The organism is Azospirillum brasilense (genome assembly GCF_003349955.1).
GTDB classification, from domain to species: Bacteria; Pseudomonadota; Alphaproteobacteria; order Azospirillales; family Azospirillaceae; genus Azospirillum; species Azospirillum brasilense_B.
Map to the genome: position 1 here is coordinate 51,775 of NZ_QLKQ01000026.1, position 25,294 is coordinate 77,068.

Below are 25,294 nucleotides of genomic sequence, written 5' to 3' on the forward strand. Positions count from 1 at the left end.
CCTGTTCGATCAGCGCGCGCTGAGCAAGCCCAAAGACATCCGTGAAATCCGTGCCTAAATCCGCGCAATCCGTGAAGCCCCTGTTGCCCGCGAGAATTCGACACCCCGTCACGGCGCCGCGGTCAGCAGGGCGTCGCGGCGGCAGCGGTCGACCACCTTGGCGCCGCAGGGCATGAAGGACAGGTCCTTGCTCAGGCACAGTCGCACCTCGGCCACGTCGCGCTTGGAGCAGACCAGCGCCACCGACTCCGGTTCCAGCCCCGGGTTGGCCTGGACGAACAGGCGTTCCACCTGCGTCGCCGGGATCGACAGGTCGGGTTTCGGGGCCTGGAGCGCCTCGGGGATCTTGACCTTGGCGAAGGCCTTGCGGACCTGGGAGAAATAGTCGGTGACGGGCAGGCCGCTGCAGGTCCCGTGTTTCGTCCATTGGTGCACGATCAGCCCGACGCTGGGCATCACCGGCATGGTGGCGTCCACCACGGCGCGGGGAACCGTGCGGTCGCGGGTGCAGGTGGCCGGGTAGCCGCCGTTGCTGTATTGCGGCCACAGGCCGTGGACGATGAAGCCGAACTTGCGCTCCACCCCGCACTGGTCGGGATCGGCATCGCCCTGATTCTTGGCGCAGTGGGTGGGCGACCAGGACAGGCTGAGCACGTAATAGTCGAAGGTGCCGGGCTCCGCCCTGCGCTGCGCCCATGACGCGCCGGTCATTGAGAGAAGCGCAACCACCGCGACGGTGATGGCCGACAGAACCGTCTTCATGATGGAATTCCTTCCAAGGGAACGCTCTGAAATTGCATACCATGGTGGGGGCGGGCTGTCGCGCGGAAGTGGTGCGCTGAGATAGCGTTGCTGGGGCGAGGGGGCGAGCGGCTATAGTGTCCGCGATGATCGAACTGTCCGCATCGCTGCTTCTGCGCGCCTACGCCGCCGGCATTTTCCCGATGGCGGAGAACGCCGACTCCGAGGAGCTGTATTGGTTCGATCCGGAACGGCGCGGCGTCCTGCCGCTGGAGGACTTTCACGTCCCGCGCAAGCTGCGCAAGACCGTGCGGCGCGGTCCGTTCGACCTGCGCTTCGACACGGCCTTCCGCGCGGTGATCGAAGCCTGCGCGGAACCGACGCCGGAGCGACCCAAGACCTGGATCAACGGCGACATCCTGCGGCTCTACACCGAACTGCACGAGCGCGGCTGCGCCCACAGCGTGGAATGCTGGAGCGGCGGCCACCTCGTCGGCGGCCTCTACGGCGTGGCGCTGGGCGGCGCCTTCTTCGGGGAAAGCATGTTCAGCCGCGTCACCGACGCCAGCAAGGTGGCGCTGGTGCATTTGGTCGCCCGGCTGCGGGCGGCGGGCTACACGCTGCTGGACGCGCAATTCGTGACGGAGCATCTGAGCCAGTTCGGCGCCGTGGAGATCCCGCGCTCCGAGTACCGCCGCCGGTTGGCCGCGGCCCTGGCGGTGCCGACGGACTTCGTCGGCGTCGACCAGCAGGCGGCCGTCACGGCGTTGTTCGGTCCGGGGGGCTGAAGGCGGGGGCCCGGTCTGGGCTCAGTCGCCCTCGCAGGACAGCACCCAGACATCGTAGATCGGGTGCTCCATGGCCGACAGGGCGGGGCTGGAGGCGAACATCCAGCCGCTGAACACCGGCTCGGCCTGCTCGCCGGGCTTGTTCTCGATCACTTCGAGGAAGGCGGCGGTCTCCGGCGTCTCGATCGGCGGGTTCTCCTTGCAGGCGCGCAGGGTGATGCGCAGGCTGCCGAGCGCCTTGGTCTCGCCGACCGCGATGGTGAAGGTGGAGGTGCGAGCGGTGATCTTGTCCAGCCCCTGCAGCTTGGCGGCGGGGCGGCTGACCATCTCCTCCGGCACCGGAGCGGCGGCGGCCGGGCCGGTCAGGCTGCTCAGCCCCAGGGCCGGAAGGCAGAGCAGCGCGGCCGCCAGGGCCGCGCCGCGAACGCGTTTGCCATCGATCGGGCCGATGAGGCTTCTCGGAGTCGTCGTCACTTGGATCGTCGTCACTGGGGATCGCTTCCGTGATGTCGAACGGCGTGGGCCGAAACCCGACAGCCTTCTATCCCGGAAGCGTCTCCCCGTCTACTCCGTGACCGCTTTGTCGAAGCCGCTTACTGGGTGATGCTGCCGCTGGGGCGGGTGCCGCCGTAGGGAGCGTTGGTGGTGGACGGACCAGCAGTGCCATCCTTCTCCTCGACCTTCTGGGTGGCGGTGCCGCCCGCGGCGCCGGCGGCCCCGCCGACCACCGCGCCGATCGGCCCGCCGACCACGGCACCCGCCGCAGCCCCGCCCAGGGCGCCGCTGGCGGCCTTCTCCTCGGTGTTGACGCCGCAGGCGGCGGCGAACAGGGCGAGGCCGAGAACCAGATAACGGGCTTTCATCGCGGATCTCCTTTGTGATGGGTCTGGCGTGATGGGTGTGCCGTGTTGGGTCTGCGGAGAGAAACGTCAGCGTGGCCGCGGCTGTTCCGAAGGGGATTGGGAAAAAGTGGATGGCGCAAACGAAAAAAGGGGCCGCGAGGCCCCTTCGTTCGTCGTTTCCGTGTGCGGCGCTTACAGCTTGGGCGGTTCGCCGCCCTCCTGGCCGGGCTTGCTCATGTTCTGCAGCGAGAAGATGACCTGCCCCAGGAGCTGCTCGATGCCGGGGGTGCTCTGCGTGTACTCGACGCGACCATCCGGCTTGAGCATGTCTTCTTCGCCACCCGGCTCCAGCGACAGGAACTTGCCGCCCAGCAGGCTTTCCGACGCGATGACCGCCGCGGTGTCCTTGGGCAGTTTGATGTCCGGGTGGATCGACATGTGCACGACCGCCTGATAGCTCTTCGGGTCGAGCGTCAGTTCGGTGACCGACCCCACCTTCACGCCGCTGATCCGCACGTCCGCCCCGCTCTGCAGGCCGGAAATGCTGGTGAAGTTGGCGGTGAGGGCGTAGCCGCTCACCTTGCGCAAATCGGCGCTGGTGTAGGCGAAAGCCAGAAAAAAGCCGGCCACGGCGAGGACGACCCCGCCGAGCACGGTTTCAATCACATTGCGGCGCATGAGAAATTCCTAAGGGAGCGCGCGGGCGTCTCAGCCCGGCGTCCAGGGTTCGTAATCGCCGGTGGCGCGCACGCGCTGCCCGCCCGCATACTGGTGCCCGGGCGGCCGGTAGGCCTGGAGCGAGCCGGACAGGTTCGGAAGGTGTTCCTTCTGCCACGGCTTGTGGAAGGCGCTGTTGCCTTCCGGCAGCGGCTCCTTGGTGGTGTGATGCAGCCAGGAATGCCATTCCGGCGGCACCTTGGAGGCATCCGGCTCGCCGGCATAGATCACCCAGCGGCGTTCCTTGACGCCGGCGATCGCGCTCGGGGAGCGGTAATAGGTGTTGCCGAAGCGGTCGGTGCCGACCTTGTTGCCCCGGCGCCAGGTGACAAACCGGATGTGGATGTTCGCCATCCAGGTGATCAGGGAGATCTTCTCGCTCATCGTCGCTCGCGGTCGGTAAGCCATTCGGCCGGACGGGCTGGCCGGTTAAACGCGGGCGGCACTATGACACCCCCGGCCACGCACGTCCACTGACTCCGCAACGTCTTTTCCCGCCTGACGGATTTGCCGTCAGGCGATGCGCCGGTCGGTCAGCAGCAGGCGCAGCGCGAACCCCAGGAACAGAACCCCCGCGACGCCGTCCAGAACCGCCCGCACCCGCGCGTTCGACAACGCGCGGCGCGCCGCGCCGGCGCTGAGGGCCGCCACCCCCAGCAGGTAGAGGCCGCCGATGACGCCGAGGATGGACCCCAGCAGGAAGATCTGCAACGCGACGTGGCCCAGCGCCGGCGCGACGAATTGCGGCACGAAGGCGAGATAGAAGAGGATGACCTTCGGATTCAGCAGATTGGTCAGCAACGCCTGGAGGAAGACGCGGTGCGCCGGGGCCGACTCGGGCTTGGCGGTGGGCGCCTCTTCGCCGCCGCGGCGGCCGAAGCCGGTCCGCAGGGCGCTCCACAGGGCGCGCCCGCCGATCCAGCCCAGATAGGCGCCGCCGGCGTAGCGCAGCACGTCGAACAGGGCCGGCGAGGCGGCGACCAGAGCCGAGATGCCGGCGGCGGCCAGCAGCGCGTGGATCAGGTTGCCCAGCGTGATGCCGGCGGTGGCGACCACCCCGGCGTTGCGCCCGTTCATCACGCTGCGCGACAGGACCAGCAGCGAATCCGGCCCCGGCGCCACCGTCAGGACCAGCGCCGCGACGAGGTAGAGCTGAAGCAGATGCGGGTCGAGCGGCAGGGCCATGGGAGTTCTCCGTCAGTCGGGCCAGCGCCGGTGCAGCCAGAGCCATTCGGCGGGGCGCTCGCGAATCCATTGCTCCAACAGGGCGTTCAGGCGCTCCATCAAAATCCGCACATCAGCGTTGCGGTCGCCGCTGTTCGGCGGCTCCACCGGGGGCAGGACGGTGATGCGGAAGCGCGCGCCATCCAGCCGTTCGGTCCGCGCCGGCACCAGCGGGATGCCCAGCCGCAGGGCGAGCTGCGCCACCGCCGGGGCGGTCATGGCGTCGCGCCCGAAGAAGGGAACGGGTATGCCGTCGTTCAGCTTCTGGTCGATCAGCATGCCGACATGCCCGCCCTTGGTCAGCACCCGGATCAGCGTGCGGGCACCCTCCGGCCCCTTTGGGATCTGGGTGCCGGAGGCGGTCCCCCGCAATTCGGTCAGCAGTCGGGCCACATAGGGGTTGTTGGGCGCGCGGTAGACCACGGCCAGTTCCGCCCCCATCTTGCGGGAACAGACGGACTGCACCTCCCAGTTGGCGAAATGGCCGGACACCAGAATGCCGGCCTTGCCGTCGTCGCGCAGGGAGTCAATGTGCTCGCCGCCGATCACTTCGGTCCGCCCGCCGGGGCCGTAGTCGCTGATCTCGTCCAGATGCGGGTATTCGGCGATGACGCGGCCCAGATTGTCCCACATGCCGAGGACGATTGCGTCGATCTCCGCGCGGGATTTCTCGGGGAAGGCGCGCTCCAGGTTGCGGCGGGCGGTGCGGGTGCCGCGCAGGCGTGGGCCGACGGTCCGCCCGATCCAGCCGCCGAGCGCCGAGGCGCGGTCGACCGGAAGGGCGCGGAACAGGCCGCACAAGCCGTAGACGAAGACGGCCTCCAGCGGGTAGGCGACCCGGCGAGTCAGCCAGGACACCAGGGGGCCGCGCGGCTTAGCCATGGGGAACTCCAGTCGGAAGCCCGGTCAGAACAGGGGCGAGCAGGCGGTCGAGGGCGGCGGGGTCCCCCCAGACGGCGCGCACCGGCACCGTCCGGACCAGGGCGCGCAGAGGGTCCGGCAGGCGGACGGCGTCCTTCACCGTGGTGACCGGCAGGGCGCCCAGCGCGGAGGCGCGGTCGACCAGCGCCATCACCTCCTCGGGGCGGTAGGGATGGTGATCGGCGAAGGCGGCACGCTCCACCACACGGGCGCCCAGCGCCTCCAGGGTCGCGAAGAACTTTTCCGGCCGCCCGATGCCGGCGAAGGCGAGGACCGTCTGTCCGGTCAGCGCGCGGGCACTCTCCACCGGCTCCAGCCGGGCGTGAAGGACGGGCAGGGCGCCGGCCACGCGGCGCTCCACCCCGGCGCGGTCCTCGCCCAGCACCACGACGGCGCCGGCGCGGGCCAGCCCATGGGCCACCGGTTCGCGCAGGGGGCCGGCGGGGACGAGAAGACCATTGCCGAAGCCCACCGCCCCGTCCACGACGATCAGCGACAGGTCCTTGGCGAGGCCGGGATTCTGGAAGCCGTCGTCCATCACCAGGAGGGAGGCGCCGGCGGCGACGGCCGCCCGCGCCCCGGCGGCGCGGTCGCGCGCCACCCAGCAGGGACCGTGAGCGGCCAGCAGCAGCGCCTCGTCGCCCACCGCGGCGGAGTCATGGCGGCCGATGTCGACGGCCAGCGGGCCGCGCTCGCTCCCGCCATGGCCGCGGGTGAGGAAGGCGGGCGCGACGCCGCGGGCGCGCAGGGCGTCGGCCAGGGCGATGCAGACCGGCGTCTTGCCGGCCCCGCCCGCCACCAGATTGCCGACGCAGACGACCGGGACCGCGGCCCGCTCCGGCCGACCCGCCGCCATGCGCAACCGCCCGGCCAGCCCGTAGAGCGCGCCCAGCGGGGCAAGCGCCCAGCCCAAAGCCTCCCCGGCGGCTCCGCCGGACCCGTACCAGAAGCCGGGAGTCCTCATGCCGCGGGCCGGACGCTGCCGACGCCGAGGATGGGGGCGAGCGCCGCGAACGCGCGGTCGACGATCCGCCGGTTGCCCTCGGTCACCGCCGTTGCGCCGGCGGCGACGCGGGCGCGGGCATCCTCGTCGATCAGCAGGCGCCCGACCGCCTCGGGCAACGCCTCCGCCTCGGTCACCGGCAGGGCGCCGCCGGCGGTTTCGAGCTGGCGGGCGATCTCCGCGAAGTTCCACATGTGCGGGCCGTAGAGGACCGCGCAGCCGAGCAGGGCCGGCTCCACCGGGTTCTGGCCACCGTGCGGCACGAAGGAGCCGCCCATGCACACCACCGGGGCCAGCCGGCAGAACAGCCCCATCTCCCCCATCGTGTCGGCGATGTGCACGGCGTCCGCGGCGGCGGGCAGGGCGCCCTCGCCGCGGCGCGAGACGGTCAGGCCGCGCCCGCGCAGCAGCGCCGCGATGTCGGCGCCGCGGTGGGCGTGGCGGGGGATCAGCAGGGTCAGCAGGCCGGGCAGGCGCGGGGCCAGCGCCTCATGCACCGCGGCGGCCAGCTCGTCCTCGCCGGGGTGGGTGCTGGCGAGCAGCCAGACGGGGCGCCCGGCGCAGGCCGTGCGCAGCGCCGCCAGCGCGGCAGGGTCGGCGGGGGGCGGCTCGGCGGAGAATTTCAGGTTGCCGACGCTGACGACGCCCCGCGCGCCGAGCCGGCGCAGGCGGTCGGCGTCCTCCTCCGACTGGGCCAGCGTGACCTGGAAGGTGGAGAGCAGCGGCGTGATCAGTCCCGACGCGCAACGCCAGCGGCTGAAGGAGCGCTCCGACATGCGCGCGTTGACCAGCGCCGCCGGAATGCCGCGTGCCTGCACGGCGCCGAGCAGGTTGGGCCAGATCTCCGATTCCGTCCACAGCACCAGATCGGGGCGCCAATGGTCGAGGAAGCGGTCCACCGCGGCTGGCAGGTCCACCGGCACATACTGGTGGAAGGCCCGCTCCGGCAGGCGGCGGGCCATCAGCTCCGCCGAGGTGACCGTGCCGGTGGTCATCAGGACCGTCAGGTCCGGCGCCTCGTCGAGCAGGCGGTCGATGAGGATGAGGACGGAGTTGGCTTCTCCCACGCTGGCCGCGTGAATCCAGGCGAGCCGCCCGGACGGGCGCGGGCGGGCGGCCGTGCCGAACCGTTCCTCCCGGCGGGCGGAGTCCTCCTTGCCGGCGGCCAGACGCCGGTCGAGATACAGACGAACCGCCGGCCCGGCGAGGGTCGTCAGGCCGCGGTAGAGTGACTGAAGCATGCGGGTCGAAACGCCATCCGACAAAACCAGCGCGGCCAGGTTTCCCGGCCACGGTCACCACCACTTTAGCACGGGGGGCTGTGGCAGAGGTAAGGCTTTGCGCTAACGCCCACCCTAACGCCCGCCCTAATGCCCGCCCTAATGCACATCGGAAGACCGATGGCCTGATGGGGTTTGGTCACATACCAGGGTATGACGAATTTGCGACCCGTTATGATAATTTTGAAGCAATCCGGTGCTATCCAGGTGGCGTATAAAGCTTGTCAGCTTCAAGGCAGGCGGGTAACGCGCCGGCCTCAACATGTCAGGATGATAACACAATGGCGGGCGTACAGGAACGTGACGGCCAGGAAAACCGGCTCCGGGCCTTCAGCATCACCGAAGCGGATATTGTGCGCCTGCGCGCCAACCGGGACTTCGCGCAGAACCGTCTGCCGCGGCTGTTGGAGCAGTGGCACAGCGCCTTCGCGGCTTGGCCGGAAATCCGCGACGCCCTGACCCTGCCGGACGTCCATGCCGCGCGTGTCGCCCATTGGAGCCGCGTGGTCTCGGGCGACTTCGGTCCGGGCTTCCTGGAGTCCGCGCACCGGCTGGCCAAGGCGTTCTACGACCACGGCGTGCCGGGCTATGCGGTGGCCATCTGCCATCACACGGTGTCCAGCGGCATCGTCCGCGAACTGGGCCTCGACGCGGCGGAGGGGCGCGGATCGCTGTTCGGGTCGCGAAAGGCGGCGGAGCGGGCGGCCCTGCGCGACACGCTGGGGCGGGTCGCGTGGCTCGACCTCGAAGTGCTGCTGGAGACCTACGCGGCGGCCGAGCAGGAAAGCAAGCGCGCCATCCTGAACCGGCTCGCGGACAGCCTGGAAGGCAACGTCAGCGGCATCGCCGACAACACGGTGGCCGCGTCGGACGAGATGAAGGGCAACGCCCAGCGCATGGCGCAGATCGCCGCCGCCACCAACCGCCAGTCGCTCGCCGTCGCCGCCGCCGCCGAGCAGGCGTCCGCCAACGTGCAGACCGTCGCCGCCGCGTCGGAGCAGCTCACCAGCTCCATCGGCGAGATCAGCCGGCAGGTGGCCCAGTCCTCGCAGATCGCCCGCGGCGCGGTGGCCGAGGCGGAGCGGACCAACGCCACGGTGAACGGTCTGGTCGATGCCGCCCAGAAGATCGGCGCGGTGCTTCAGCTCATCAACAGCATCGCTGGGCAGACCAACCTGCTGGCGCTGAACGCGACCATCGAGGCGGCCCGCGCCGGAGAAGCCGGCAAGGGCTTCGCCGTGGTCGCTCAGGAGGTCAAGAACCTCGCCAACCAGACCGCCAAGGCGACCGAGGACATCTCGGCCCAGATCGCCAGCATCCAGGAGGTCGCGCGCGGCTCCGCCGAGGCGCTGAGCGGCATCGGCGCGACCATCGGCAGCATCAACGACATCGTCATCACCGTCTCCGCGGCGGTGGACCAGCAGACCGCCGCCACCCAGGAGATCGTCCGCAACGTCCAGGAGGCCGCCCGCGGCACCCGCAGCGTGACCGACACCATCGGGGCGGTGACCAGCGGAGCGGCTGAAACCGGCAGCCTCGCCGAGGAGGTGCTGGGCGCCGCCGGCAACCTGCACCGCGAGTCCGACCGCCTGCGCGAGAGCGTGAACCTGTTCATGCAGCGCATCCGTGCCGCCTGACCGGGCGGCCGGGCCGGCCGCGCGCCGGCCCGGTCCTACCGGCGTCAGGTGAAGGGCCGGCGTCAGGTGAAGGGGCGCAGGTTCGCCAGGAACTGCTCGGCGGAGCGCCGCCAGGAGAAGTTCAGGGCATGGTCCCGGCACCGCTCCGGCGGGATGGTCAGGGCGCGCTCGACCGCCCCCTTGAGATCCTCGTCCAGGCAGCCGACGCCGGAGCCGTCGACCACGTCCAGGGGGCCGGGCACCGGATAGGCTGCCACCGGCACGCCCGAGGCCAGCGCTTCCAGCAGCACCAGACCGAAGGTGTCGGTGCGCGACGGGAAGACGAAGACGTCCGCCGCCGCGTAATGCCGGGCCAGTTCCTCGCCATGGCGGGCGCCGGCCCAATGGACCTCCGGATATTTCTGCTGAAGCTCCGCGCGGGCCGGGCCGTCGCCGACCACAACCTTGCTGCCCGGCAGGTCGAGCCTCAGGAACTCCTCCAGGTTCTTTTCCACCGCCACGCGCCCGACATAGAGGGCGATGGGGCGGGGAAGCGCCAGGAAGCCCTTGGCGCGGGGGCGGAACAGCTCGGTGTCGACGCCGCGGGTCCAGCGCCGGATGTTGGTGAAGCCGCGGGCGGCGAGGTCGCTTTCGATGGACGGCGTCGCCACCATCACCGCCGAGGATGGTTTGTGGAAGCGGCGCACCAGCGCGTAGCTGAGCGCCAGCGGCACCGGCGCCCGGTCGCGCACATACTCCGGGAATCGGGTGTGGTAGGCGGTGGTGAAGGGCTTGCCACGGCCGAGGCAGTAGCGCCGGGCGGCGAAGCCCAGTGGCCCTTCGGTGGCGATGTGGATGCAGTCGGGGCGCAGCGCGTCGATCATCGCGGCCAGCCGGCGTCCCGCGCCCAGCGCCAGCCGGATTTCCGGGTAGGTGGGCATGGGCACGGTGCGGAAGCGGTCGGGGCCGATCACGTCGACCCTGTGCCCCATGGCCTCCAGCTCGGCGCGGACGGTGCCGATGGTGCGCACCACGCCGTTGACCTGGGGCAGCCAGGCGTCGGAGACGATCAGGATGTTCACGCCGCCTTCACAGTCTCCGGCTTCTCCTTGGCCGGGATGCGGGCGGGCAGCGTCGTCGCGGCGCGCCGGCGGATGTCCGCCGCCCAGTCGATGATCTCCAGCCGGCCGCAGGGATGCTCGACCAAGGCGGTGCAGGACTCGACCCAGTCGCCGTCGTTGCAATAGAGGATTCCTTCCATGTCGCGGATTTCCGCGGTGTGGATGTGGCCGCAGACGACCCCGTCGACCTTGCGGCGCCGGGCCTCGTCGCCCAGCGCGGTCTCGTAATTGCCGATGAACTCGACCGCCGTCTTCGTCTTGTGCTTCAGGAAGGCGGACAGCGACCAGTAGGGGAAGCCCAGCTTGCGGCGGGCCCAGTTGAACAGCGTGTTGGCCTGGAGCAGGACCACGTAGGCGTTGTCGCCGACGAAGGCCAGCCAGCGGGCGTACTTCACCACCACGTCGAAGCGGTCGCCGTGGGTGACGAGAAGCCGCCGCCCGTCGGCGGTGACGTGGATCATCTCCTCGACCACCTGGACGCCGCCGAACTGCAGGCCGGCGTAGTCGCGGGCGGCCTCGTCGTGGTTGCCGGGGATGTAATAGACCTGCACGCCCTTGCGCGCCCGGCGCAGGATCTTCTGCACCACGTCGTTGTGCGCCTGCGGCCAGTACCAAGTCTTGCGCAACCGCCAGCCGTCCACGATGTCGCCGACGAGATAGAGGTGGTCGGACTCGTTGTGCTTCAGGAAATCGAGAAGATACTCCGCCTTGCATCCCCGCGTTCCCAGATGGACGTCGGAGATCCAGATGCTGCGGTACTTCTTGGCGTCGCGTGATGCGCTCATGCCCCGCTCCATCGCCGTTCCGGCAAGGTTTCGGTGAAACGCCTTTTCTATATCCGCAGGTCATTGTCTTGACAATGTTTTCGATCGTCCGCATCTGTTGAGGGAAATGATTTCGATAAGACTTCTTGTCAGTGCAACAAAGGCGAAAAATGACTTTATCAAAACTGAAACAGGATGGTCATATTGGACGCCGGTGCGGCGGATGGAGGCGAATCGGTGCCTGAGATGCCGAGCCCGGCCGCAGCGACACGGCGGCGTCTTCTGGTGATCCACAACCCGGTGGCCGGCGGCCGCCGGGCGCGCCGTCTGGGTGCGGTGCTGGAACTGCTGGAGCAGCGCCATGGGGCCGCGGTGACGCTTCAGGCCACCGGCGGGCGTGGCGACGCGGAGGCGATGGCCCGCGCGGTGGCCCCCGATGCCTTCGACGCGGTGGTCGCCGCGGGGGGCGACGGCACCATCAACGAGGTCCTCAACGGACTGGTCGCGCGCGGCGGCGACGCGGCGGTTCCCTTGGGCATCGTGCCGCTGGGCACTGCCAACGTGCTGGCCCATGAGTTGAACCTGCCCCTGGATGCGGAGGGCGTGGCGCGGGTGCTGGCGAAGGGACGGCCGCTGCCGGTGCATCCGGGTGTGGCGAATGGCCGCGCCTTCGCCATGATGGCTGGCGCCGGCCTGGACGCCCGTGTGGTCGAGCGGGTGGACCCGCAGCTGAAGCGGCGGATCGGCAAGGGCGCCTACGCGGTGGAAACGCTGGCCCGGATCGCCGCTGGCGGTGGCGGCCCCTACCGCGTGGCGGTGGACGGCGCCGAGCCGGTGGAGGTCGCCTCCGTCATCGTTGCCAAGGGGCATTTCTACGGGGGGCGCTTCGTCTGCGCGCCCGACGCGCGGCTGACCGACCCGTGGCTGCAGGTTTGCCTGTTCCCGCGGATGGGGCGGGGGAACGCTCTGCGCTACCTCTGGGGCGTCACCGCCGGGCGGCTGCCGCGCTTCCCCGACTACCGCGTTCTGCCGGCTCGGCGTGTGGAGATCGACGGGCCGGTCGGGGAGCCCGTGCAGGGCGACGGCGACGTGATCGCCCGTTTGCCGGTGGAGATCGCGCTGGCCCCGTGGATCTTGTCGGTTCTGGTGCCCTGAACAGTGTTTTTAAGATTTCCTTAAGGGGTCTCTCAGGAAAATTACTCGGAAACATTCCATAATTACTTCAATATCTAAGGATTTAAGGCCCTGCAGCCCAGGCGGGACCGAATGGGGGAAGCCATGTCCGCGTCCATCAACGCCCTGTTTTCGGCCACCACGGCCAGCACCACCGCAACCGCCACCAAATGGAAGCCCGCCGGGGGGGCCGCCGAGGCGGAGGGGACCTGGAAGGCGGCGTCCAACGCCGGGTCCTCTTCGGGCTCGGCGGCCCTGGCCGCCTTGAAGGGCGAGGACAGCGTGGAACTCAGCGGGCTGGCCAAGTCGCTGACCGGCGTGGCGGGCAAGGTCTTCGCGTCCATCGGCTCCAAGGGCCGGGCGATGCTGGAGGACTTCGTCAAGTCCGGCAAGATGACCGAGAAGGACGTGGCGCTCGGGCTGCGCCAGCTCGCGACCGGCGCCGTGAAGGACCGCTTCGTGAAGGAACGGCCCCAGGATGACGAGGACAAGGAGTGGGCGGACAAGGTCGGGGTGGCCGAAAAGGCCTTCAAGACCAAGATGGAGCGCATGGACAAGGCCATGTCCGCCCTGAACGAGGCGCGAACCGCCGCCTACGCCGCCTACGAGACGGACAAGGACGTCGAGGCGCTCCAGGCGGCGATGACTCCGGCCAATGACCGCTTCCGCCAGGAGACGGCGGACATCGACCGCGAGGAGAAGGAAGCGGCCGGCGGCGACCCGAACCAGATCAAGGGGATGGCCTTCGGGCACTTCCTCAAGAAGGGCGAGGAAGAGTTTGGCAAGCTGGATTTCGGCGCGGAGGCGGAAGGCAGCGAGGGCGGGTTGCTGAAGCTGGACGACAAGAAGGGGGAGGCGGCGGCCAAGCTGATGTCCGACCTGGGCTTCACGGCGAAGTTCTATAAAAAGGGCCTCGCCGACTACGCGGCCGACGTGAACATTCCCGGTATCGGGCGTGGTCAGGTCGACAAGAGCCACATGAGACCCGAGGATTTCGAACCCTCCGCCAAGGAGGAGGCCGAGGCCGCCGGCCTGCCGCCGCCGCCCACCACGGTGCTGACCACCAGCCAGACGCCGGGTCTCCAGGGCTTCGCGAAGGTCATCCAGGATGCCCGTGACTCGCTGGACGCCACCTACACGGCGATGGCGAAGGAAGGCAAGGGGGTGAACTATTCCGACCCGACCGGGAAGGATGTGGACCGGCTGTTCGGCGGCTTCGACCGGCGCAGCCTCCATGCCATCGCCAACAACAAGGATGGGACCTTCTCCAAGAACGAGCAGGAGGCGGCGCAATCCATCATGGCCCGCCAGCAGAAGGAGGCGATGGACGCCGCCGACCCCCTCGGCACCGACAAGGCCGCCGCCTACCGCGCCGGGGTGAAGTTCCTCGACGGGGCCAGCCAGGAGGAGAAGGAGTCGGTCAACTGGTCGGTCCAGCGGGCCGCGCTCCAGTACAGCTATGAGAAGACGACGAAGGAGACCGGCGCGCCCATGGAGCGGCTGGGCAACGGCAGCGCGCTTGCCTCCGTGTTGAAGGACGCGCTGGAGGCCCAGGACGCGCAGGCCGGCGACGTGATGAAAAGCGTCGGTGGGAAGGCGACGGGCGGGGAGGGCACGGGCTACGTGTCCGACCTGAAGAGCCTGTCGCTGTTCCGCGACTTCCTGCCCAACCTGTCGGTGCGCGGCGCCGGCGGTCCGATGAGCGTGACGGTCTGATATCCCGTTCTTGCCACAGGCCGCCGGCGACGCCACCGGCTAATCCGATGGGGGTAAGGCCGCGGGTTGCGCTGGCGGCCCACCTTCGGCAGGCAGGGGAATGCGGATCATGAGCAGGGATCGGATAAAGCACCGGGGTGGGCGTGCCGCGCTGGCGCTCCTGGTGGTGCTGTGCATCACCGGTCCGGCGCTGGCGGACAAGCCCGACTGGACCGGTGGTCCCGGTGGAGGGCACGGCAAGCCGCAGGGTGGGCCGTCTTATGAATTCCAGGGGCGCGAATCCCAAGGGCGCGACTCAAAAGGGCGCGCCTCCGGGGGGGCGGTGTCCCGCGGCGAGGTGACGATCATCCGCGACTATTTCGTCGCCCATCCGGTCGGGACGACAGCCCTGCCGCCGGGGATCGCGAAGAAGCTGGCGCGGGGCCAGCCGCTGCCGCCGGGTATTGCCAAGAAAATGGCGCCCGTCGAGTTGCGCCAACGGGTGCCGGTGTGCATGAACGGCTGGGAGTGCATCCTGGCCGGCGCGGACATGCTGATCCTGGACGCGGTGCACGGCACCATCGCCGACATCGTCCGCGGCGTGGTTCGTTAACAGGGGGGGCCGCTGACAGGAATAGGAGGCGCCTTGCGGCGCCTCCCGTTGCGCTCACAGGCCGGCGATGGTCAGCCCGTCGATGCGGATGGTCGGGGCGTCCATGCCGAAGCGCAGCTCCAGGTCGCTGGCCGGCTCCAGGTTCAGGAACATCTCCTTCAGGTTGCCGGCGATGGTCAGTTCGGTGACCGGGTAGGCGATCTGGCCGTTCTCGATCCAGTAGCCGGCGGCACCCCGGCTGTAGTCGCCGGTCACCCCGTTGACGCCGGTGCCCATCAGCTCCGTCACGTAGAAGCCGTTGGGGATTTCGGCCAGCAGCTCGTCGCGGCTCTTGGCGCCCGGGGCCATGTAGACGTTGGCCGGGGCCGGGCCCGGCGGGCCGGAGGTGCCGCGCGCCGCGTGGCCGGTCGTCGACAGGCCGAGCTGGCGGGCCGAGCGCAGGTCGAGCAGCCACGTGGTCAGGTGCCCGTCCTCGATCAGGTTGCGGCGGGTGGTGGCGATGCCCTCCGCGTCGAAGGGGCGGGAGCGCAGGCCGCGCTTCACATGCGGGTCGTCGACGATGGTGATGCCGGCGGCGAAGATGCGTTGGCCCATCTTGTCCTTGAGGAAGCTGGTGCCCCGCGCGATGCTCGGCCCGCTGATCGAGCCGGTGAGATGGCCGAGCAGCCCGCGGGAGACGCGCGGGTCGAACACCACCGGCACCTTGCAGCTCTTGACCCGGCGCGGGTTCAGGCGGCGAATGGCCCGCTCGCCGGCCTCGCGCCCGATCGACGCCGGATCGCGCAGGTCGGAACCGTAGACCTTGCTGTCATAGTCGTAGTCGCGCTCCATCCCCGTGCCCGTCCCGGCGAGCACCGAGGCCGAGAGCGACTGCCGCGACACGCCATAGCGGCCGGTGAAGCCGTTGGACGCGGCAATGGCGATGGTGGAGCGGCTCCATCCGGCGTCGGCGCCTTCGGAGTTGGTGACGCCCTCGACCGCCAGAGCGGCCTCCTCGGCGATGCGGGCGCGTTCGATCAGCAGCTCCGCCGATGGCTCCGACGGGTCGCACACGTCGAGGTCTGGGAGGGTGGTGTAGATCTGCTCCGGGTCGGCGAGGCCGCAGAAGGGGTCCTCCGGCACCACGCGGGCCATGGCGACGGCGCGCTCCACCAACTCGTCCAGCGCCTTGGCGCTGCGGTCGGTGGAGGAGACGATGGCCTGCCGCTTGCCGATGAAGACGCGCAGGCCCAGGTCGCCCGACTCGGACCGCTCCAGCTTCTCCGTCTTGCCGAAACGCTGGCTCAGCGACAGGGAGGCGCTGTCGAACAGCACGGCGTCGGCGGAGTCGGCCCCGGCGCCCTTCGCCTTGCGGATCAGATCGTCCAGCAGGTTCAGAACGTCGGGCTGCGAGGTGGTCGAAACGGGCATTACGGTCTCCGCTAGGTCTCCGGCTTGTCTAGCAAATGGGAGCCCGGAGAAGAAGAGGAAGGGGCATATCGCCTCAGGTCCGGATTGCCCGCCGCGCAAATGCGGCGGCGCGCGGGGGGCTGGTGCCCGCCCGCGCGCCGCTCGTCATGCTCGCTTCAGGGTCAGGCCAGCCGGCTCTGAAGGGTGCTGCGGCCGGCGGTCGGCAGCTTCAGGGCGAAGGCGCCGTCGCCCAGCAGGGCCTGCACGCCGAGCAGCACCGTCCAGAACACCGGGAACTCCCAGCCGCCGCCCTGGGCCGAGAAGACCCAGCCGTTGCCGGTGTGCTGGAGCGTCGCGCCGATCAGGATCGGCAGCAGGGCCAGCGAAATCCAGCGGGTGAAGACGCCGGCCACCAGCAGCAGGCCGCCGCCGATCTCGCCGAGGATGACCAGATAGGCGAAGAGGCCGGGATAGCCGAGGCTCTCGAAGTAGCCGACCGTGCCGGCGATGCCGAAGGTGAAGACCTTCAGGATCAGGCCGTGGGCGATGAACAGAAGGCCCAGGCTGACGCGCAGCAGGAAGGCGGCGTAGGGGGCGGTGCGGGTGTCGATGGCGGCGGTGTTGGCGGTCATGGCGTGGTCTCCTTGTCTCAGCGTGGCGCCCCGCGTCGGGGCCGTTGTCGTCTGAGGCCAAGAATAGCGATGTCCGTGATTGGGATAATCCGCTTAATCATGCACTGATTGTTGCATCAATAAGAACGACTGCTCACGCCCGGAAGGCGTTGGCCGGATCGTAGCGGGAGGGCAGGGCGAACAGGTCGGCGGTGGTCCCGGCGCCGTGGCGGCGCGCCTTGGACGGGCTGTCATAGACCACCAGAAGGGCAGGCGGGGCGCCGTCGCGGCGGACGCAGGCGATGCCCTCCGCGTGGTCGTCGCCCTTGCCGTAGGGGAGGTTCAGCAGCGGAACCAGCCGGTCGCGCGGGATGACGGTCTCGTGGGTGACGGACAGGGCGTCGGTCCAGCGCCACACGGCGACCGGACCGTCGAGGTCCATGGTCGGCCCGGCCAGGATGACAAGATCCTCGCCGTCGAAGCTCAGTTCGCGGATGCCCAGACCGTCGAGATCGACGAAATGCTTGCGGTATTTCTCGCCGTTCGGCCCGATGGGGCGCAGCCGCAGCCGTTCCTCGACGTCCGGGTGATCCTCCACCGCCAGTTCCAGAATGCAGGCCCAGCCGCGCAGCACCGGGCCGCGCAGCCCCAGCCAGACCCGATCGCCGTGGGCGGCCATGCCCTCCACGTCGAAGCCGTTCTCCTTGGCGGGAACCGCGACGAAGCGGGCCAGATGCTCGTCCTCCGCCAGCGCCTTGGTCAGCGCGTTGCCACCCTTGCGGAACTTCAGGCAGCCGGCCACACGCGTTCCGTCGCGGCGGACCGGGGTGAGCCGCCCGTCCGCCTCGCTGACCAGCGGGATGCGGCCGAGCAGGAAGCGGTTGGGGTCGCAGCGCACCTCGGTCAGCCGCTCCAGCGCCTTTTCGGTGCCGTTCTCGTCGCGCTCCGGCTTCTTGCGGGCCAGCGCGTGCGAGCCGGTGACCCACAGCCAGCCGCCGGCGATGGCCATGCCCTCGATGTCCGCCTCGTCCTCCCCCGGGATCGTCACCGGCAGGGTGAAGACGTCCGCCAGCGGAAAGACAGCGTCCTGGCGGTAGAGGGTGCCGCCCTCCTCAGCCATCCTCTCGGCCATCATGCGGACGACCCGCGCCCCCTCGTCCGACGCCACGAACAGATTGTCTCCCGCCCGCTCGGCCACCGACAGGTCCGCGGCGGTCTCGCCGCCGTCGCGGAAGTGCAGACGGACGGTGGCGATGGGGCGGGCGATCTCGCTGGGCATGGCGGACTCCTTGGAAGACGCGGGACGTCCCTTAACGCCTCACTTCCAGATCGGGGTCCCGCTGCCCGGAAGACCGTAGGAGGCCCATTTGCGCGACACCTCGTCGACCACGCCCTGGTCCATGCGGATCTTCTGGCCCCACTCGCGCTTGGTCTCCGGCGGCCACTTGTTGGTGGCGTCCAGCCCAACCTTGCCGCCCAGGCCCGACTCGGGGCTGGCGAAGTCCAAATAGTCGATGGGGGTGCCCTCGATCACGGTGATGTCGCGGGCCGGGTCCATGCGGGTGCTCATCGCCCACATCACGTCCTTCCAGTTCCGCGCGTCGATGTCGTCGTCCACGACGATCACCCATTTCGTGTACATGAACTGGCGCAGGAAGGACCACACACCCATCATCACCCGCTTGGCATGGCCGGGATAGGCCTTCTTCATGCTGACCACGGCGATCCGGTAGGAGCAGCCCTCCGGTGGCAGCCAGAAATCCACGATCTCCGGAAACTGCTGGGTCAGCAGGGGGATGAAGACCTCGTTCAGCGCCTCGCCCAGCACCGACGGCTCGTCGGGCGGGCGGCCGGTGAAGGTGGACAGGTAGATCGGGTTGCGCCGCATGGTCATCGCCGTGACGGTGAAGACCGGGAAGGGCTCGACCGAATTGTAATAGCCGGTGTGGTCGCCGTAGGGCCCCTCGTCGGCGTATTCGTCCAGGCTGACATGGCCTTCCAGGATGATCTCGGCCTGGGCGGGCACCTTCAGCGGCACCGTCTTGCAGTCCACCAGCTCGACCTTCTTGCCGCGCAGCAGCCCGGCGAACTGGTATTCCGACAGCGTGTCCGGCACCGGCGTGACGGCGGCCAGGATGGTGCCGGGATCGGCGCCCAGGACCACCGCGCAGGGCAGCGGCTCGCGCTTGCCGCTGGCCTGCCAGCGGTGATGGTGCTGCGCGCCGCCGCGGTGCTTCAGCCAGCGCATGATCGTCTTGTTCTTCCCCAGCACCTGCATCCGGTAGATGCCGAGGTTGAAGTCGTCCTCGCGCTTGCCCGTGGGCCCCTTGGTGACGACCAGCGGCCAGGTGATCAGCGGCGCCGGCTCGCCCGGCCAGCAGCTCTGCACCGGCAGGCGGCCGAGGTCGATCTGGTCGCCGGTCAGCACCACCTCCTGGCAGGGGGCGGAGCCGACGGTCTTCGGCTTCATCGACAGCACGGTCTTGGCCAGCGGGATCAGCTCCATCGCCTCGCGGAAGCCGCCCGGCGGCTCCGGCTGCTTCAGGAAGGCCAGCGTCTCGCCGACGCCGCGCAGCTCGTGCGGCTCGCGGTCCATGCCCCAGGCGACGCGCTCCACCGTGCCGAACAGATTGACCAGCACCGGCATCTCCGAGCGGGTGCCGTCGGCCTTGATGACGTTCTCGAACAGCACCGCCGGGCCGCCTTCGGCGAGCAGGCGGGTCTGGATTTCGGTCATCTCCAGCGCCGTGGACACCGGCTCCCGGACCACCACCAGCCGTCCGGCCTTCTCCAGCCGGTCGATGAAGTCGCGCAACGAGGTGTAGGGCATGGTCAAAGGTCCGTTCGGATGCGATGGGTCGGATCGGGAGAGGGCGCTTAGCATCGGCCTGGAGGGCGCCGCGTCAAGGGGGGAGGTGCCGCCTCACGCGGGTTCCTTCACACGGCGCTGGGCACGCTGCGCAGGGCGCGGCGGACGATGCGGCGGGTGGCGTCCGGGTCGGGGCTGTCCGTCTCCCAGCGGGCGCACAGCGCCTGCACCCAGCCGGGCTGGCTCTTCGCCGCGTCGTTCAGCCAGTTGGCGACCGAGTCCTGGACGTAGCGCGCGCCGTCCGCCCGCAGCGGGTCGAGCACCGGCAGGCCGCGCGCCGGGTCGGTCTTCAGAGCGCCGATGTGGGCGCACCAGACGCCGCGGGGTCGCGTGGCCTCGCTGGCGAAGCGGCGCAGCCGCTCCGACGGTTCGGCGGTCCAGGGCGTGAGGAGGGCCAGCGCCTCGTCGATGGCGGCGGCGATGTGCGGGCGCAGGGCCAGCCACGCCCATTCGCGCACGCCGAAATGCGGGTCGTCGGCGAGCGGGCGGACGCGCTCCAGCCGCTCCGCCAGCGTCAGGCCGGGGGCCGCGGCCAGCGCGTAACAGGCCCAGCCGCGCACCGTGTCGGAGGGGTGGGCGGCCAGCCGCTCCACGGCCCCCGGGCCAAGACTCTCGACGGCCGCGCTCCCCGCCGCCGCCATGCGCCGGGTCACGCCGTCCTTCGGGTCGAAGGACACGGCGCCCGCGGCCTCCGGAACCGCGGCGGCCAGCAGGGCGGCGAAGTCGATGGCCAGCGATTCGGCCAGCGTGGCGGTCTCGCGCCGGCCGGCGTTCAGGTCGGCCAGCACCTCCGGCGGGATGTCGGCCATCCGGGTGGCGCCCTTGCGCGGGGCGGTCGTCGCGACGGTCATGGCTCAGGCCTCCGGCAGCAGGCGCCAGATCACCGTTTCGCGCATCTCGCGGTCCTCCAGCTCCAGGGAGGTCGGGACGCTGTACTGCGCGACCCGCTCGATTCCGCTGAGCGGGACATAGGCGCGGCCTGGATCGCCCAGCAGGACCAGCGTGCCGGTTGCGGCGATTCCGCGCAGCCAGGCGGTCACCCGGTCGGCCATCGGCTTCTCGTAGCAGACGTCACCGGCCAGGACGACGTCGATGCCGGGCAGGGGGCGGTCCACCAGATCGGCGCTGACCGCCTTCACGTCGACTCCGTTGGAGTCGGCGTTCAGGGCGATGGCGGACAGGGCGAAACGGTCGATGTCGCAGGACTGCACGCGCGCCGCCCCGGCCATTTTCGCGGCGATGCCGACCAGGCCGGTGCCGGCGGCGAAATCCAGCACGGACTTGCCCGCGACCAGCTCAGGCCGGTCGAGCACGAGCCGCGCCACCGCCTGACCGCCCGGCCAAGCAAAGGCCCAATAGGGCGGCGGTACATTGGACTCTTTCAAAGAATCCTCGGTAGCTTCCCACAGCGGCGTGATTTCCGTCGCCAGATGCAGGGCAATCTCAGGCAGCAAAGGAGTCCGTGTTACGACCGTGTTGGCGCGGATGAAGTCTATTTGAGAAAAGTTGTTCATAACTGGACTCCCGGCGGGGGCTGCGCGGGCGTGGATGATCTATCCACAACCGGTTTTGGTTACATAATTCAAACGGAGTAGACACACCTGCTGTCCCGTGTTACCCGTTCGAAAGGAGAAAAACAAAGGGCATGGGGTTGATATGCGGTCGAAAGGGATTGCACTCTGCGCATCGTTCGCGGCGTTCATCGCTCTCAGCCCGTTCACCATATCCAAAGCCCAGGCCCAGGACGGGGATTGCGTCCGCACGCTGCGTTCCATATCGGATTTTGAGATCCGGGGCGACGCCTGGACGTGGTGGAACACCGCCGCCGATCAATATGAGCGCGACAAGCGACCGGCGCTCGGTTCCGTCCTCGTCTTCAAGCGGTCGCAGCGTCTGGGCCGCGGCCACGTCTCCCTGGTCAGCCACATCGTCGACCGCCGCACCATCGAGGTGGACCACTCCTGGCTCGACGGCCGTGGCCTGCGCCGCAACATGCGCGTGGTCGACGTGTCGCCGCGCAACGATTGGTCGGCCGTCCGCGTCTGGCACGAGCCGTCGGACCAGCTCGGCCTGCGCGTCTACACCACCTACGGCTTCATCCTGCCCGACGGCGAGGAGGCGGAGATCCGTCAGGCCGATTCCCGTGGCGCCGGCATCGGCAGCACCTTCGCCGTCGCCCCGCAGGGCCGCGCCACCCCCAAGCCCGCCGCCGGGCCGCGCCTGATGGAAGCCTCCCTGAAGGGCCAGACCGTCGCCGTTCCGGGCCGCAAGCCGCAGGTGCTGACCGCGTCCCTCACCCTCTCCGGCAAGGGCACGGCCGCGAAGACGGTTCCGCCGGTGGTGACCGCCGTGCTGCCGGCCCGCAAGCCGACCCAGCCGGCCGCGCAGAGGAGCGTCGCGATGGTGGCTTCCATCGACGGCATCCGCGCGGTCCTGCCGCCGCGCAAGCCGGGCTCAACCGACAGCACCGTTGCCGAGCTGACGCGCTGACGTCTCCTCCGCCTCAGAGTTTCCCGGCCAGGAAGGCCGCCAGCACCAGCCAGCCGAACCAGCGGTTCGACTTGAACTTCGTCAGGCAATCCGTCTGATCGTCGGGGTTCCAGGTCGCCACCTGCCAGGACAATTGCAGCGCGGCCAGCGACAGCAGCGGCAGAAACAGCCCGCCCAGCCCGGCCAGACGCCCGGCGATGCCGATCCCCACGAAGGTCAGCGTGTAGAAGCCGTAGATCCAGATCTTGCTCTGGTCGCCCAGCCGCAGGGCGGTGGACTTCACGCCGATTCGCGCGTCGTCCTCCTTGTCCTGGTGGGCGTAGATGGTGTCGTAGCCCAGCGTCCAGACGATCCCCGCGGCGTACAGCGCCAGCGCCGGCCATTCCAGCTCGCCGCGCACCGCCGTCCAGCCCATCAGGGCGCCCCAGTTGAAGGTCAGCCCCAGGAAGGCCTGCGGCCACCAGGTGATGCGCTTCATCAGCGGGTAGGTGAAGACCAGGACCAGCGACAGCACGCCCAGCCCGATGGTGAACAGGTTGAACTGCACCAGCACCGCCAGCCCGATCAGGAGCTGGACGGCGAGGAAGGCCAGCGCCTGTTTCACCGACACCTGCCCGGAGGGGATCGGTCGGCTCCGCGTGCGCTCGACCATGGCGTCGAAGTCGCGGTCGAGGATGTCGTTGACCGTGCAGCCGGCCCCGCGCATCACCACCGCGCCGATCGCGAACAGCGCCATCAGCCAGAGGTCGGGAATCGGCCCCGACCCGGCCAGTGCGATGCTCCACCAGCCGGGAAACAGCAGCAGCCACGTGCCGATGGGCCGGTCCAGCCGGGCCAGCCGCAGATAAGGCCGGACCGCCGCCGGGGCGAAGCGGTCGATCCAGTCGCCGCGCCGGATGTCGGTGAAGTCGCCGGGAGCGGGGGAGGCGGGGCTGGTCATGGCGGACTCGGGAAAAGACGTGGAGGAAGCCGGGGGGCAAGGTAGCGGCGAGGGGTGGGTCCCCGCAAGGCTGGGCCGTTTCCGCCCCGCGGCGTTGTCGCTATAGTCGGCGCCGCACACCGGAGACCTTGCGCGATGTCAGACCAACCGAAGACCCGCCTCTATGTGGACAGCCCCCTCGGCGAGGGGCAGGCGGTGGGGCTCGACCCCGAGCGGGCGCATTTCCTGCGCCATGTCCTGCGGCTCGACAAGGGCAACCTCGTGGCCGTCTTCAACGGGCGGGACGGCGAATGGCTGGCCGCCATCGACGGCTTCGGCAAAGGCTGGTGCTCGCTCACCGTGACGGAGCAGCGGCGTCCTCAGGCGGCCGGGCCGGACCTCTGGCTGCTGTTCGCCCCGATCAAGCGCGGGCGCATCGATTTCGTGGCGGAGAAGGCCAGCGAGCTGGGCGTGTCGCGCCTGTGGCCGGTCTTCACCCGCCGCACCGACCCCAACCGCGTCAACACCGATCGCCTGCGTGCCAACGCCATCGAGGCCGCCGAACAGTCGGAGCGGCTGACCGTGCCGGAAATGGCCGACCCGCTGCCGCTGGACAAGGCGCTGGCCGGCTGGCCGGCCGAACGTACGCTGTACCTGTGCGCCGAGGCCGGGAACGTACGGCCCATCGCGGAGGCCGTCCGCGCCCGCCCGCGCGGCCCCGCCGCCTTCCTGATCGGGCCGGAGGGCGGCTTTGCGCAGTCCGAACTTGACGAAATTTGCAAACTCCCCTTTGTTGTTCCCGTCGGCCTGGGGCCCCGCATTCTTCGGGCCGACACGGCGGTGGTCGCGGCGCTCGCCTGCTGGCAGGCCCTTGCGGGGGACTGGACGGCGGACGGCGGCGACACCCGACCGCCCTTCCGCGCGCCGGCCGACCCCACCGTCGGGGAGTAAGGGCCGCTCGACGCGCCGCTGTTCCGAGGCGGGCCGTTTGACTCGTTGGCCAATTCAGACTTTTTGAAAGCGGGAGCTTCCATGTCCGCACCTCCGCAGACGCGTGGTGAACCGATCACCGACCGCCGCCAGCTGGCGGCCTATCTGGAATCCGGCAACAAGCCGGCCGACCAGTGGCGCATCGGGACCGAACACGAGAAATTCGCCTACCGCGTCTCCGACCAACGGCCGCTGCCCTACGAGGGGCCGGACGGGATCCGCGAACTGCTGACCCGCCTGCAGCGCTTCGGCTGGGACCCGGTGGAGGAGAAGGGCAACCTGATCGCCCTGACCCAGGGCATGGCGAACATCACGCTGGAACCGGGCGGGCAGGTGGAGCTGTCCGGCGCCCCGCTGGAGACCCTGCACCAGACCTGCGCCGAGGTGCACCGTCACCTCGATCAGGTGAAGGAGATCGGCGGGGAGCTGGGCATCGCCATGATGGGTCTCGGCTTCCAGCCGAAATGGCGGCGCGACGAGATCCCCTGGATGCCCAAGGGCCGCTACAAGATCATGGGCGACTACATGCCCAAGCGCGGCCAGCTCGGCCTGGACATGATGATGCGCACCTGCACCGTGCAGGTGAACCTGGACTTCGCGTCGGAAGCCGACATGGTGAAGAAGTTCCGGGTCAGCCTGGCGCTTCAGCCCATCGCCACGGCCCTGTTCGCCAACTCGCCCTTCACCGAAGGCAAGCCGAACGGCTTCCAGAGCTTCCGCAGCCACATCTGGACCGACACCGACCCCGACCGCACCGGTGATCTGCCCTTCGTGTTCGAGGACGGCTTCGGGTTCGAGCGGTACGTGGACTACCTGCTCGACGTGCCGATGTACTTCGTCTACCGCGACGGCACCTACATCGACGCCTCCGGCCAGTCCTTCCGCGACTTCATGCAGGGCCGCCTGCCGGCGTTGCCGGGCGAGGTCCCGCTGATCACCGACTGGGCCGACCACATGACCACCTCCTTCCCCGAGGTGCGTCTGAAGAAGTATCTGGAGATGCGCGGCGCCGACGGCGGCCCGTGGCGCCGTTTGTGCGCCCTGCCGGCCCTGTGGGTCGGTCTGCTCTACGACAGCCAGGCGCTCGACGCCGCCTGGGACCTCGTGAAGGGTTGGACGACGGAGGAGCGCGCCCACCTGCGCGCCGAGGTGCCGCGCCACGCCCTGCGCACGCCCTTCCGCGGGCGCACGGTGCGGGAGGTCGCTCTGGAGGTTCTAGAGATCGCCCGCGGCGGCCTGTCCCGCCGCGCCCGCAACGACAACTGGGGCGATGACGAGGCGCATTTCCTGAACACGCTGCTCGACATCGCCGAGTCCGGCCAGACCCCGGCCGACGAGCTTTTGGAGAAGTTCAACGGCCCCTGGGGCGGCAGCGTGGACCCGGTGTTCAAAGAGTACGCGTACTGAGTTGAGCCCTGGCGGCTGCTTGACAAAGTGGTCGCATTGGGCCCCCACCCTAACCCTCCCCCGCTATCGCAGGGGAGGGGACTGCCGCCGCTTCGCAGAAGGCACCCTCCCCTGCGATAGC

26 protein-coding genes are annotated in these 25,294 nt (G+C 69.6%); 8 read left to right on the forward strand and 18 right to left on the reverse strand.

Translation table 11 applies throughout. From position 1 onward, the window contains the following. Window positions 1–108: 108 nt before the first annotated feature. Window positions 109–762: a ribonuclease T2 family protein gene (locus tag DXK32_RS13660; protein ID WP_114859008.1), complete on the reverse strand. Its 654-nt coding sequence runs from the start codon at window positions 760–762 to the stop codon at window positions 109–111. Window positions 763–887: 125 nt separating this feature from the next. Between DXK32_RS13660 and aat the strand changes: the two genes are divergently transcribed. Next, the gene (gene aat, locus DXK32_RS13665; RefSeq protein ID WP_114859009.1) at window positions 888–1,529 is read left to right on the forward strand and encodes a leucyl/phenylalanyl-tRNA--protein transferase; all 642 of its coding nucleotides are present in this window, start codon (window positions 888–890) and stop codon (window positions 1,527–1,529) included. Between the two features lie 21 nt (window positions 1,530–1,550). Here aat and DXK32_RS13670 read toward each other — a convergent pair whose 3' ends face one another. The 8 genes from DXK32_RS13670 to DXK32_RS13705 all read right to left on the reverse strand — a co-directional run bounded on the left by DXK32_RS13670 (window position 1,551) and on the right by DXK32_RS13705 (window position 7,477). After that, on the reverse strand, window positions 1,551–2,018 hold the full coding sequence (locus tag DXK32_RS13670) for a DUF2155 domain-containing protein (protein ID WP_247877134.1): 468 nt from the start codon (window positions 2,016–2,018) through the stop codon (window positions 1,551–1,553). Between the two features lie 104 nt (window positions 2,019–2,122). Next, window positions 2,123–2,392: a hypothetical protein gene (locus tag DXK32_RS13675; RefSeq protein ID WP_114859010.1), complete on the reverse strand. Its 270-nt coding sequence runs from the start codon at window positions 2,390–2,392 to the stop codon at window positions 2,123–2,125. Between the two features lie 171 nt (window positions 2,393–2,563). After that, window positions 2,564–3,049 (reverse strand): outer membrane lipid asymmetry maintenance protein MlaD, encoded by a 486-nt coding sequence (gene mlaD, locus DXK32_RS13680; protein ID WP_114859011.1) that lies wholly within the window; start codon window positions 3,047–3,049, stop codon window positions 2,564–2,566. Window positions 3,050–3,079: 30 nt separating this feature from the next. Beyond that, window positions 3,080–3,472 carry an NADH:ubiquinone oxidoreductase subunit NDUFA12 gene (locus tag DXK32_RS13685; protein ID WP_038526645.1) on the reverse strand — a complete coding sequence of 131 codons (393 nt, stop codon included), beginning with the start codon at window positions 3,470–3,472 and terminating at the stop codon, window positions 3,080–3,082. Between the two features lie 129 nt (window positions 3,473–3,601). After that, on the reverse strand, window positions 3,602–4,273 hold the full coding sequence (locus DXK32_RS13690; RefSeq protein ID WP_114859012.1) for a LysE family translocator: 672 nt from the start codon (window positions 4,271–4,273) through the stop codon (window positions 3,602–3,604). A 12-nt stretch (window positions 4,274–4,285) separates the two neighbouring features. Then, the gene (locus DXK32_RS13695; protein WP_114859013.1) at window positions 4,286–5,194 is read right to left on the reverse strand and encodes a lipid A biosynthesis lauroyl acyltransferase; all 909 of its coding nucleotides are present in this window, start codon (window positions 5,192–5,194) and stop codon (window positions 4,286–4,288) included. Beyond that, complete coding sequence (gene lpxK, locus DXK32_RS13700; protein WP_114859014.1) at window positions 5,187–6,197, reverse strand: tetraacyldisaccharide 4'-kinase; 1,011 nt, start codon at window positions 6,195–6,197, stop codon at window positions 5,187–5,189. Before lpxK ends, DXK32_RS13695 begins: the two co-directional genes overlap by 8 nt. Beyond that, window positions 6,194–7,477: a 3-deoxy-D-manno-octulosonic acid transferase gene (locus DXK32_RS13705; RefSeq protein ID WP_114859015.1), complete on the reverse strand. Its 1,284-nt coding sequence runs from the start codon at window positions 7,475–7,477 to the stop codon at window positions 6,194–6,196. The genes lpxK and DXK32_RS13705 overlap by 4 nt, the downstream gene beginning before the upstream one ends. Window positions 7,478–7,797: 320 nt before the next feature. On the opposite strand from DXK32_RS13705, the gene DXK32_RS13710 reads away from it, so the two are divergent. Continuing rightward, the gene (locus DXK32_RS13710; protein ID WP_114859016.1) at window positions 7,798–9,153 is read left to right on the forward strand and encodes a globin-coupled sensor protein; all 1,356 of its coding nucleotides are present in this window, start codon (window positions 7,798–7,800) and stop codon (window positions 9,151–9,153) included. 62 nt (window positions 9,154–9,215) lie between these two features. Here the strand turns inward: DXK32_RS13710 and DXK32_RS13715 are convergent, their stop codons facing one another. Both DXK32_RS13715 and DXK32_RS13720 read right to left on the reverse strand, forming a co-directional pair. Next, window positions 9,216–10,214 carry a glycosyltransferase family 4 protein gene (locus DXK32_RS13715; protein WP_114859017.1) on the reverse strand — a complete coding sequence of 333 codons (999 nt, stop codon included), beginning with the start codon at window positions 10,212–10,214 and terminating at the stop codon, window positions 9,216–9,218. Beyond that, complete coding sequence (locus tag DXK32_RS13720; protein ID WP_114859031.1) at window positions 10,211–11,038, reverse strand: UDP-2,3-diacylglucosamine diphosphatase; 828 nt, start codon at window positions 11,036–11,038, stop codon at window positions 10,211–10,213. The genes DXK32_RS13715 and DXK32_RS13720 overlap by 4 nt, the downstream gene beginning before the upstream one ends. A 225-nt stretch (window positions 11,039–11,263) precedes the next feature. On the opposite strand from DXK32_RS13720, the gene DXK32_RS13725 reads away from it, so the two are divergent. From DXK32_RS13725 to DXK32_RS32145, 3 genes are all read left to right on the forward strand, one after another. Continuing rightward, window positions 11,264–12,172 carry a diacylglycerol/lipid kinase family protein gene (locus tag DXK32_RS13725; RefSeq protein ID WP_247877135.1) on the forward strand — a complete coding sequence of 303 codons (909 nt, stop codon included), beginning with the start codon at window positions 11,264–11,266 and terminating at the stop codon, window positions 12,170–12,172. A gap of 123 nt (window positions 12,173–12,295) precedes the next feature. Further along, window positions 12,296–13,906 carry a hypothetical protein gene (locus DXK32_RS13730; protein ID WP_114859018.1) on the forward strand — a complete coding sequence of 537 codons (1,611 nt, stop codon included), beginning with the start codon at window positions 12,296–12,298 and terminating at the stop codon, window positions 13,904–13,906. A 109-nt stretch (window positions 13,907–14,015) separates the two neighbouring features. Beyond that, window positions 14,016–14,498: an anti-virulence regulator CigR family protein gene (locus tag DXK32_RS32145; RefSeq protein WP_162801174.1), complete on the forward strand. Its 483-nt coding sequence runs from the start codon at window positions 14,016–14,018 to the stop codon at window positions 14,496–14,498. A gap of 54 nt (window positions 14,499–14,552) precedes the next feature. Here the strand turns inward: DXK32_RS32145 and DXK32_RS13740 are convergent, their stop codons facing one another. From DXK32_RS13740 to DXK32_RS13765, 6 genes are all read right to left on the reverse strand, one after another. Beyond that, window positions 14,553–15,908, reverse strand: a complete 1,356-nt coding sequence (locus DXK32_RS13740; RefSeq protein ID WP_114859020.1) for a TldD/PmbA family protein — start codon at window positions 15,906–15,908, stop codon at window positions 14,553–14,555. Window positions 15,909–16,069: 161 nt separating this feature from the next. Next, window positions 16,070–16,519: a DoxX family protein gene (locus tag DXK32_RS13745; RefSeq protein ID WP_114859021.1), complete on the reverse strand. Its 450-nt coding sequence runs from the start codon at window positions 16,517–16,519 to the stop codon at window positions 16,070–16,072. A gap of 133 nt (window positions 16,520–16,652) precedes the next feature. Continuing rightward, window positions 16,653–17,777, reverse strand: a complete 1,125-nt coding sequence (locus DXK32_RS13750) for a DUF3616 domain-containing protein (RefSeq protein WP_114859022.1) — start codon at window positions 17,775–17,777, stop codon at window positions 16,653–16,655. 39 nt (window positions 17,778–17,816) lie between these two features. Beyond that, window positions 17,817–19,328 (reverse strand): UbiD family decarboxylase, encoded by a 1,512-nt coding sequence (locus DXK32_RS13755; RefSeq protein ID WP_114859023.1) that lies wholly within the window; start codon window positions 19,326–19,328, stop codon window positions 17,817–17,819. Window positions 19,329–19,435: 107 nt separating this feature from the next. Then, entirely contained in the window at window positions 19,436–20,218 is a 783-nt protein-coding gene (locus DXK32_RS13760; RefSeq protein ID WP_114859024.1) for a HEAT repeat domain-containing protein, read from the reverse strand. 3 nt (window positions 20,219–20,221) lie between these two features. Next, window positions 20,222–20,881, reverse strand: coding sequence for a class I SAM-dependent methyltransferase (locus DXK32_RS13765; protein ID WP_114859025.1), 660 nt, complete (start codon window positions 20,879–20,881; stop codon window positions 20,222–20,224). Window positions 20,882–21,023: 142 nt separating this feature from the next. Here DXK32_RS13765 and DXK32_RS13770 point away from each other — a divergent pair, with 142 nt between their 5' ends. Continuing rightward, window positions 21,024–21,857: a CHAP domain-containing protein gene (locus DXK32_RS13770; RefSeq protein WP_114859026.1), complete on the forward strand. Its 834-nt coding sequence runs from the start codon at window positions 21,024–21,026 to the stop codon at window positions 21,855–21,857. A 13-nt stretch (window positions 21,858–21,870) separates the two neighbouring features. Here DXK32_RS13770 and ubiA read toward each other — a convergent pair whose 3' ends face one another. Further along, the gene (gene ubiA, locus DXK32_RS13775) at window positions 21,871–22,797 is read right to left on the reverse strand and encodes a 4-hydroxybenzoate octaprenyltransferase (RefSeq protein WP_114859027.1); all 927 of its coding nucleotides are present in this window, start codon (window positions 22,795–22,797) and stop codon (window positions 21,871–21,873) included. A gap of 135 nt (window positions 22,798–22,932) precedes the next feature. Between ubiA and DXK32_RS13780 the strand changes: the two genes are divergently transcribed. Continuing rightward, the gene (locus tag DXK32_RS13780) at window positions 22,933–23,727 is read left to right on the forward strand and encodes a 16S rRNA (uracil(1498)-N(3))-methyltransferase (RefSeq protein WP_114859028.1); all 795 of its coding nucleotides are present in this window, start codon (window positions 22,933–22,935) and stop codon (window positions 23,725–23,727) included. An 81-nt stretch (window positions 23,728–23,808) separates the two neighbouring features. Then, window positions 23,809–25,173: a glutamate--cysteine ligase gene (locus tag DXK32_RS13785; protein WP_114859029.1), complete on the forward strand. Its 1,365-nt coding sequence runs from the start codon at window positions 23,809–23,811 to the stop codon at window positions 25,171–25,173. Window positions 25,174–25,294 lie beyond the last annotated feature (121 nt).

Excerpts from the sequence above, each read along its gene's own strand:
- DXK32_RS13660 (WP_114859008.1), bottom strand. The coding sequence starts at position 762 with ATGAAGACGGTTCTGTCGGCCATCACCGTCGCGGTGGTTGCGCTTCTC.
- aat (WP_114859009.1), top strand. The coding sequence starts at position 888 with ATGATCGAACTGTCCGCATCGCTGCTTCTGCGCGCCTACGCCGCCGGC.
- DXK32_RS13675 (WP_114859010.1), bottom strand. The coding sequence starts at position 2,392 with ATGAAAGCCCGTTATCTGGTTCTCGGCCTCGCCCTGTTCGCCGCCGCC.
- mlaD (WP_114859011.1), bottom strand. The coding sequence starts at position 3,049 with ATGCGCCGCAATGTGATTGAAACCGTGCTCGGCGGGGTCGTCCTCGCC.
- DXK32_RS13685 (WP_038526645.1), bottom strand. The coding sequence starts at position 3,472 with ATGAGCGAGAAGATCTCCCTGATCACCTGGATGGCGAACATCCACATC.
- DXK32_RS13690 (WP_114859012.1), bottom strand. The coding sequence starts at position 4,273 with ATGGCCCTGCCGCTCGACCCGCATCTGCTTCAGCTCTACCTCGTCGCG.
- DXK32_RS13695 (WP_114859013.1), bottom strand. The coding sequence starts at position 5,194 with ATGGCTAAGCCGCGCGGCCCCCTGGTGTCCTGGCTGACTCGCCGGGTC.
- lpxK (WP_114859014.1), bottom strand. The coding sequence starts at position 6,197 with ATGAGGACTCCCGGCTTCTGGTACGGGTCCGGCGGAGCCGCCGGGGAG.
- DXK32_RS13705 (WP_114859015.1), bottom strand. The coding sequence starts at position 7,477 with ATGCTTCAGTCACTCTACCGCGGCCTGACGACCCTCGCCGGGCCGGCG.
- DXK32_RS13710 (WP_114859016.1), top strand. The coding sequence starts at position 7,798 with ATGGCGGGCGTACAGGAACGTGACGGCCAGGAAAACCGGCTCCGGGCC.
- DXK32_RS13720 (WP_114859031.1), bottom strand. The coding sequence starts at position 11,038 with ATGAGCGCATCACGCGACGCCAAGAAGTACCGCAGCATCTGGATCTCC.
- DXK32_RS13725 (WP_247877135.1), top strand. The coding sequence starts at position 11,264 with ATGCCGAGCCCGGCCGCAGCGACACGGCGGCGTCTTCTGGTGATCCAC.
- DXK32_RS13730 (WP_114859018.1), top strand. The coding sequence starts at position 12,296 with ATGTCCGCGTCCATCAACGCCCTGTTTTCGGCCACCACGGCCAGCACC.
- DXK32_RS32145 (WP_162801174.1), top strand. The coding sequence starts at position 14,016 with ATGAGCAGGGATCGGATAAAGCACCGGGGTGGGCGTGCCGCGCTGGCG.
- DXK32_RS13740 (WP_114859020.1), bottom strand. The coding sequence starts at position 15,908 with ATGCCCGTTTCGACCACCTCGCAGCCCGACGTTCTGAACCTGCTGGAC.
- DXK32_RS13745 (WP_114859021.1), bottom strand. The coding sequence starts at position 16,519 with ATGACCGCCAACACCGCCGCCATCGACACCCGCACCGCCCCCTACGCC.
- DXK32_RS13750 (WP_114859022.1), bottom strand. The coding sequence starts at position 17,777 with ATGCCCAGCGAGATCGCCCGCCCCATCGCCACCGTCCGTCTGCACTTC.
- DXK32_RS13755 (WP_114859023.1), bottom strand. The coding sequence starts at position 19,328 with ATGCCCTACACCTCGTTGCGCGACTTCATCGACCGGCTGGAGAAGGCC.
- DXK32_RS13760 (WP_114859024.1), bottom strand. The coding sequence starts at position 20,218 with ATGACCGTCGCGACGACCGCCCCGCGCAAGGGCGCCACCCGGATGGCC.
- DXK32_RS13765 (WP_114859025.1), bottom strand. The coding sequence starts at position 20,881 with ATGAACAACTTTTCTCAAATAGACTTCATCCGCGCCAACACGGTCGTA.
- DXK32_RS13770 (WP_114859026.1), top strand. The coding sequence starts at position 21,024 with ATGCGGTCGAAAGGGATTGCACTCTGCGCATCGTTCGCGGCGTTCATC.
- ubiA (WP_114859027.1), bottom strand. The coding sequence starts at position 22,797 with ATGACCAGCCCCGCCTCCCCCGCTCCCGGCGACTTCACCGACATCCGG.
- DXK32_RS13780 (WP_114859028.1), top strand. The coding sequence starts at position 22,933 with ATGTCAGACCAACCGAAGACCCGCCTCTATGTGGACAGCCCCCTCGGC.
- DXK32_RS13785 (WP_114859029.1), top strand. The coding sequence starts at position 23,809 with ATGTCCGCACCTCCGCAGACGCGTGGTGAACCGATCACCGACCGCCGC.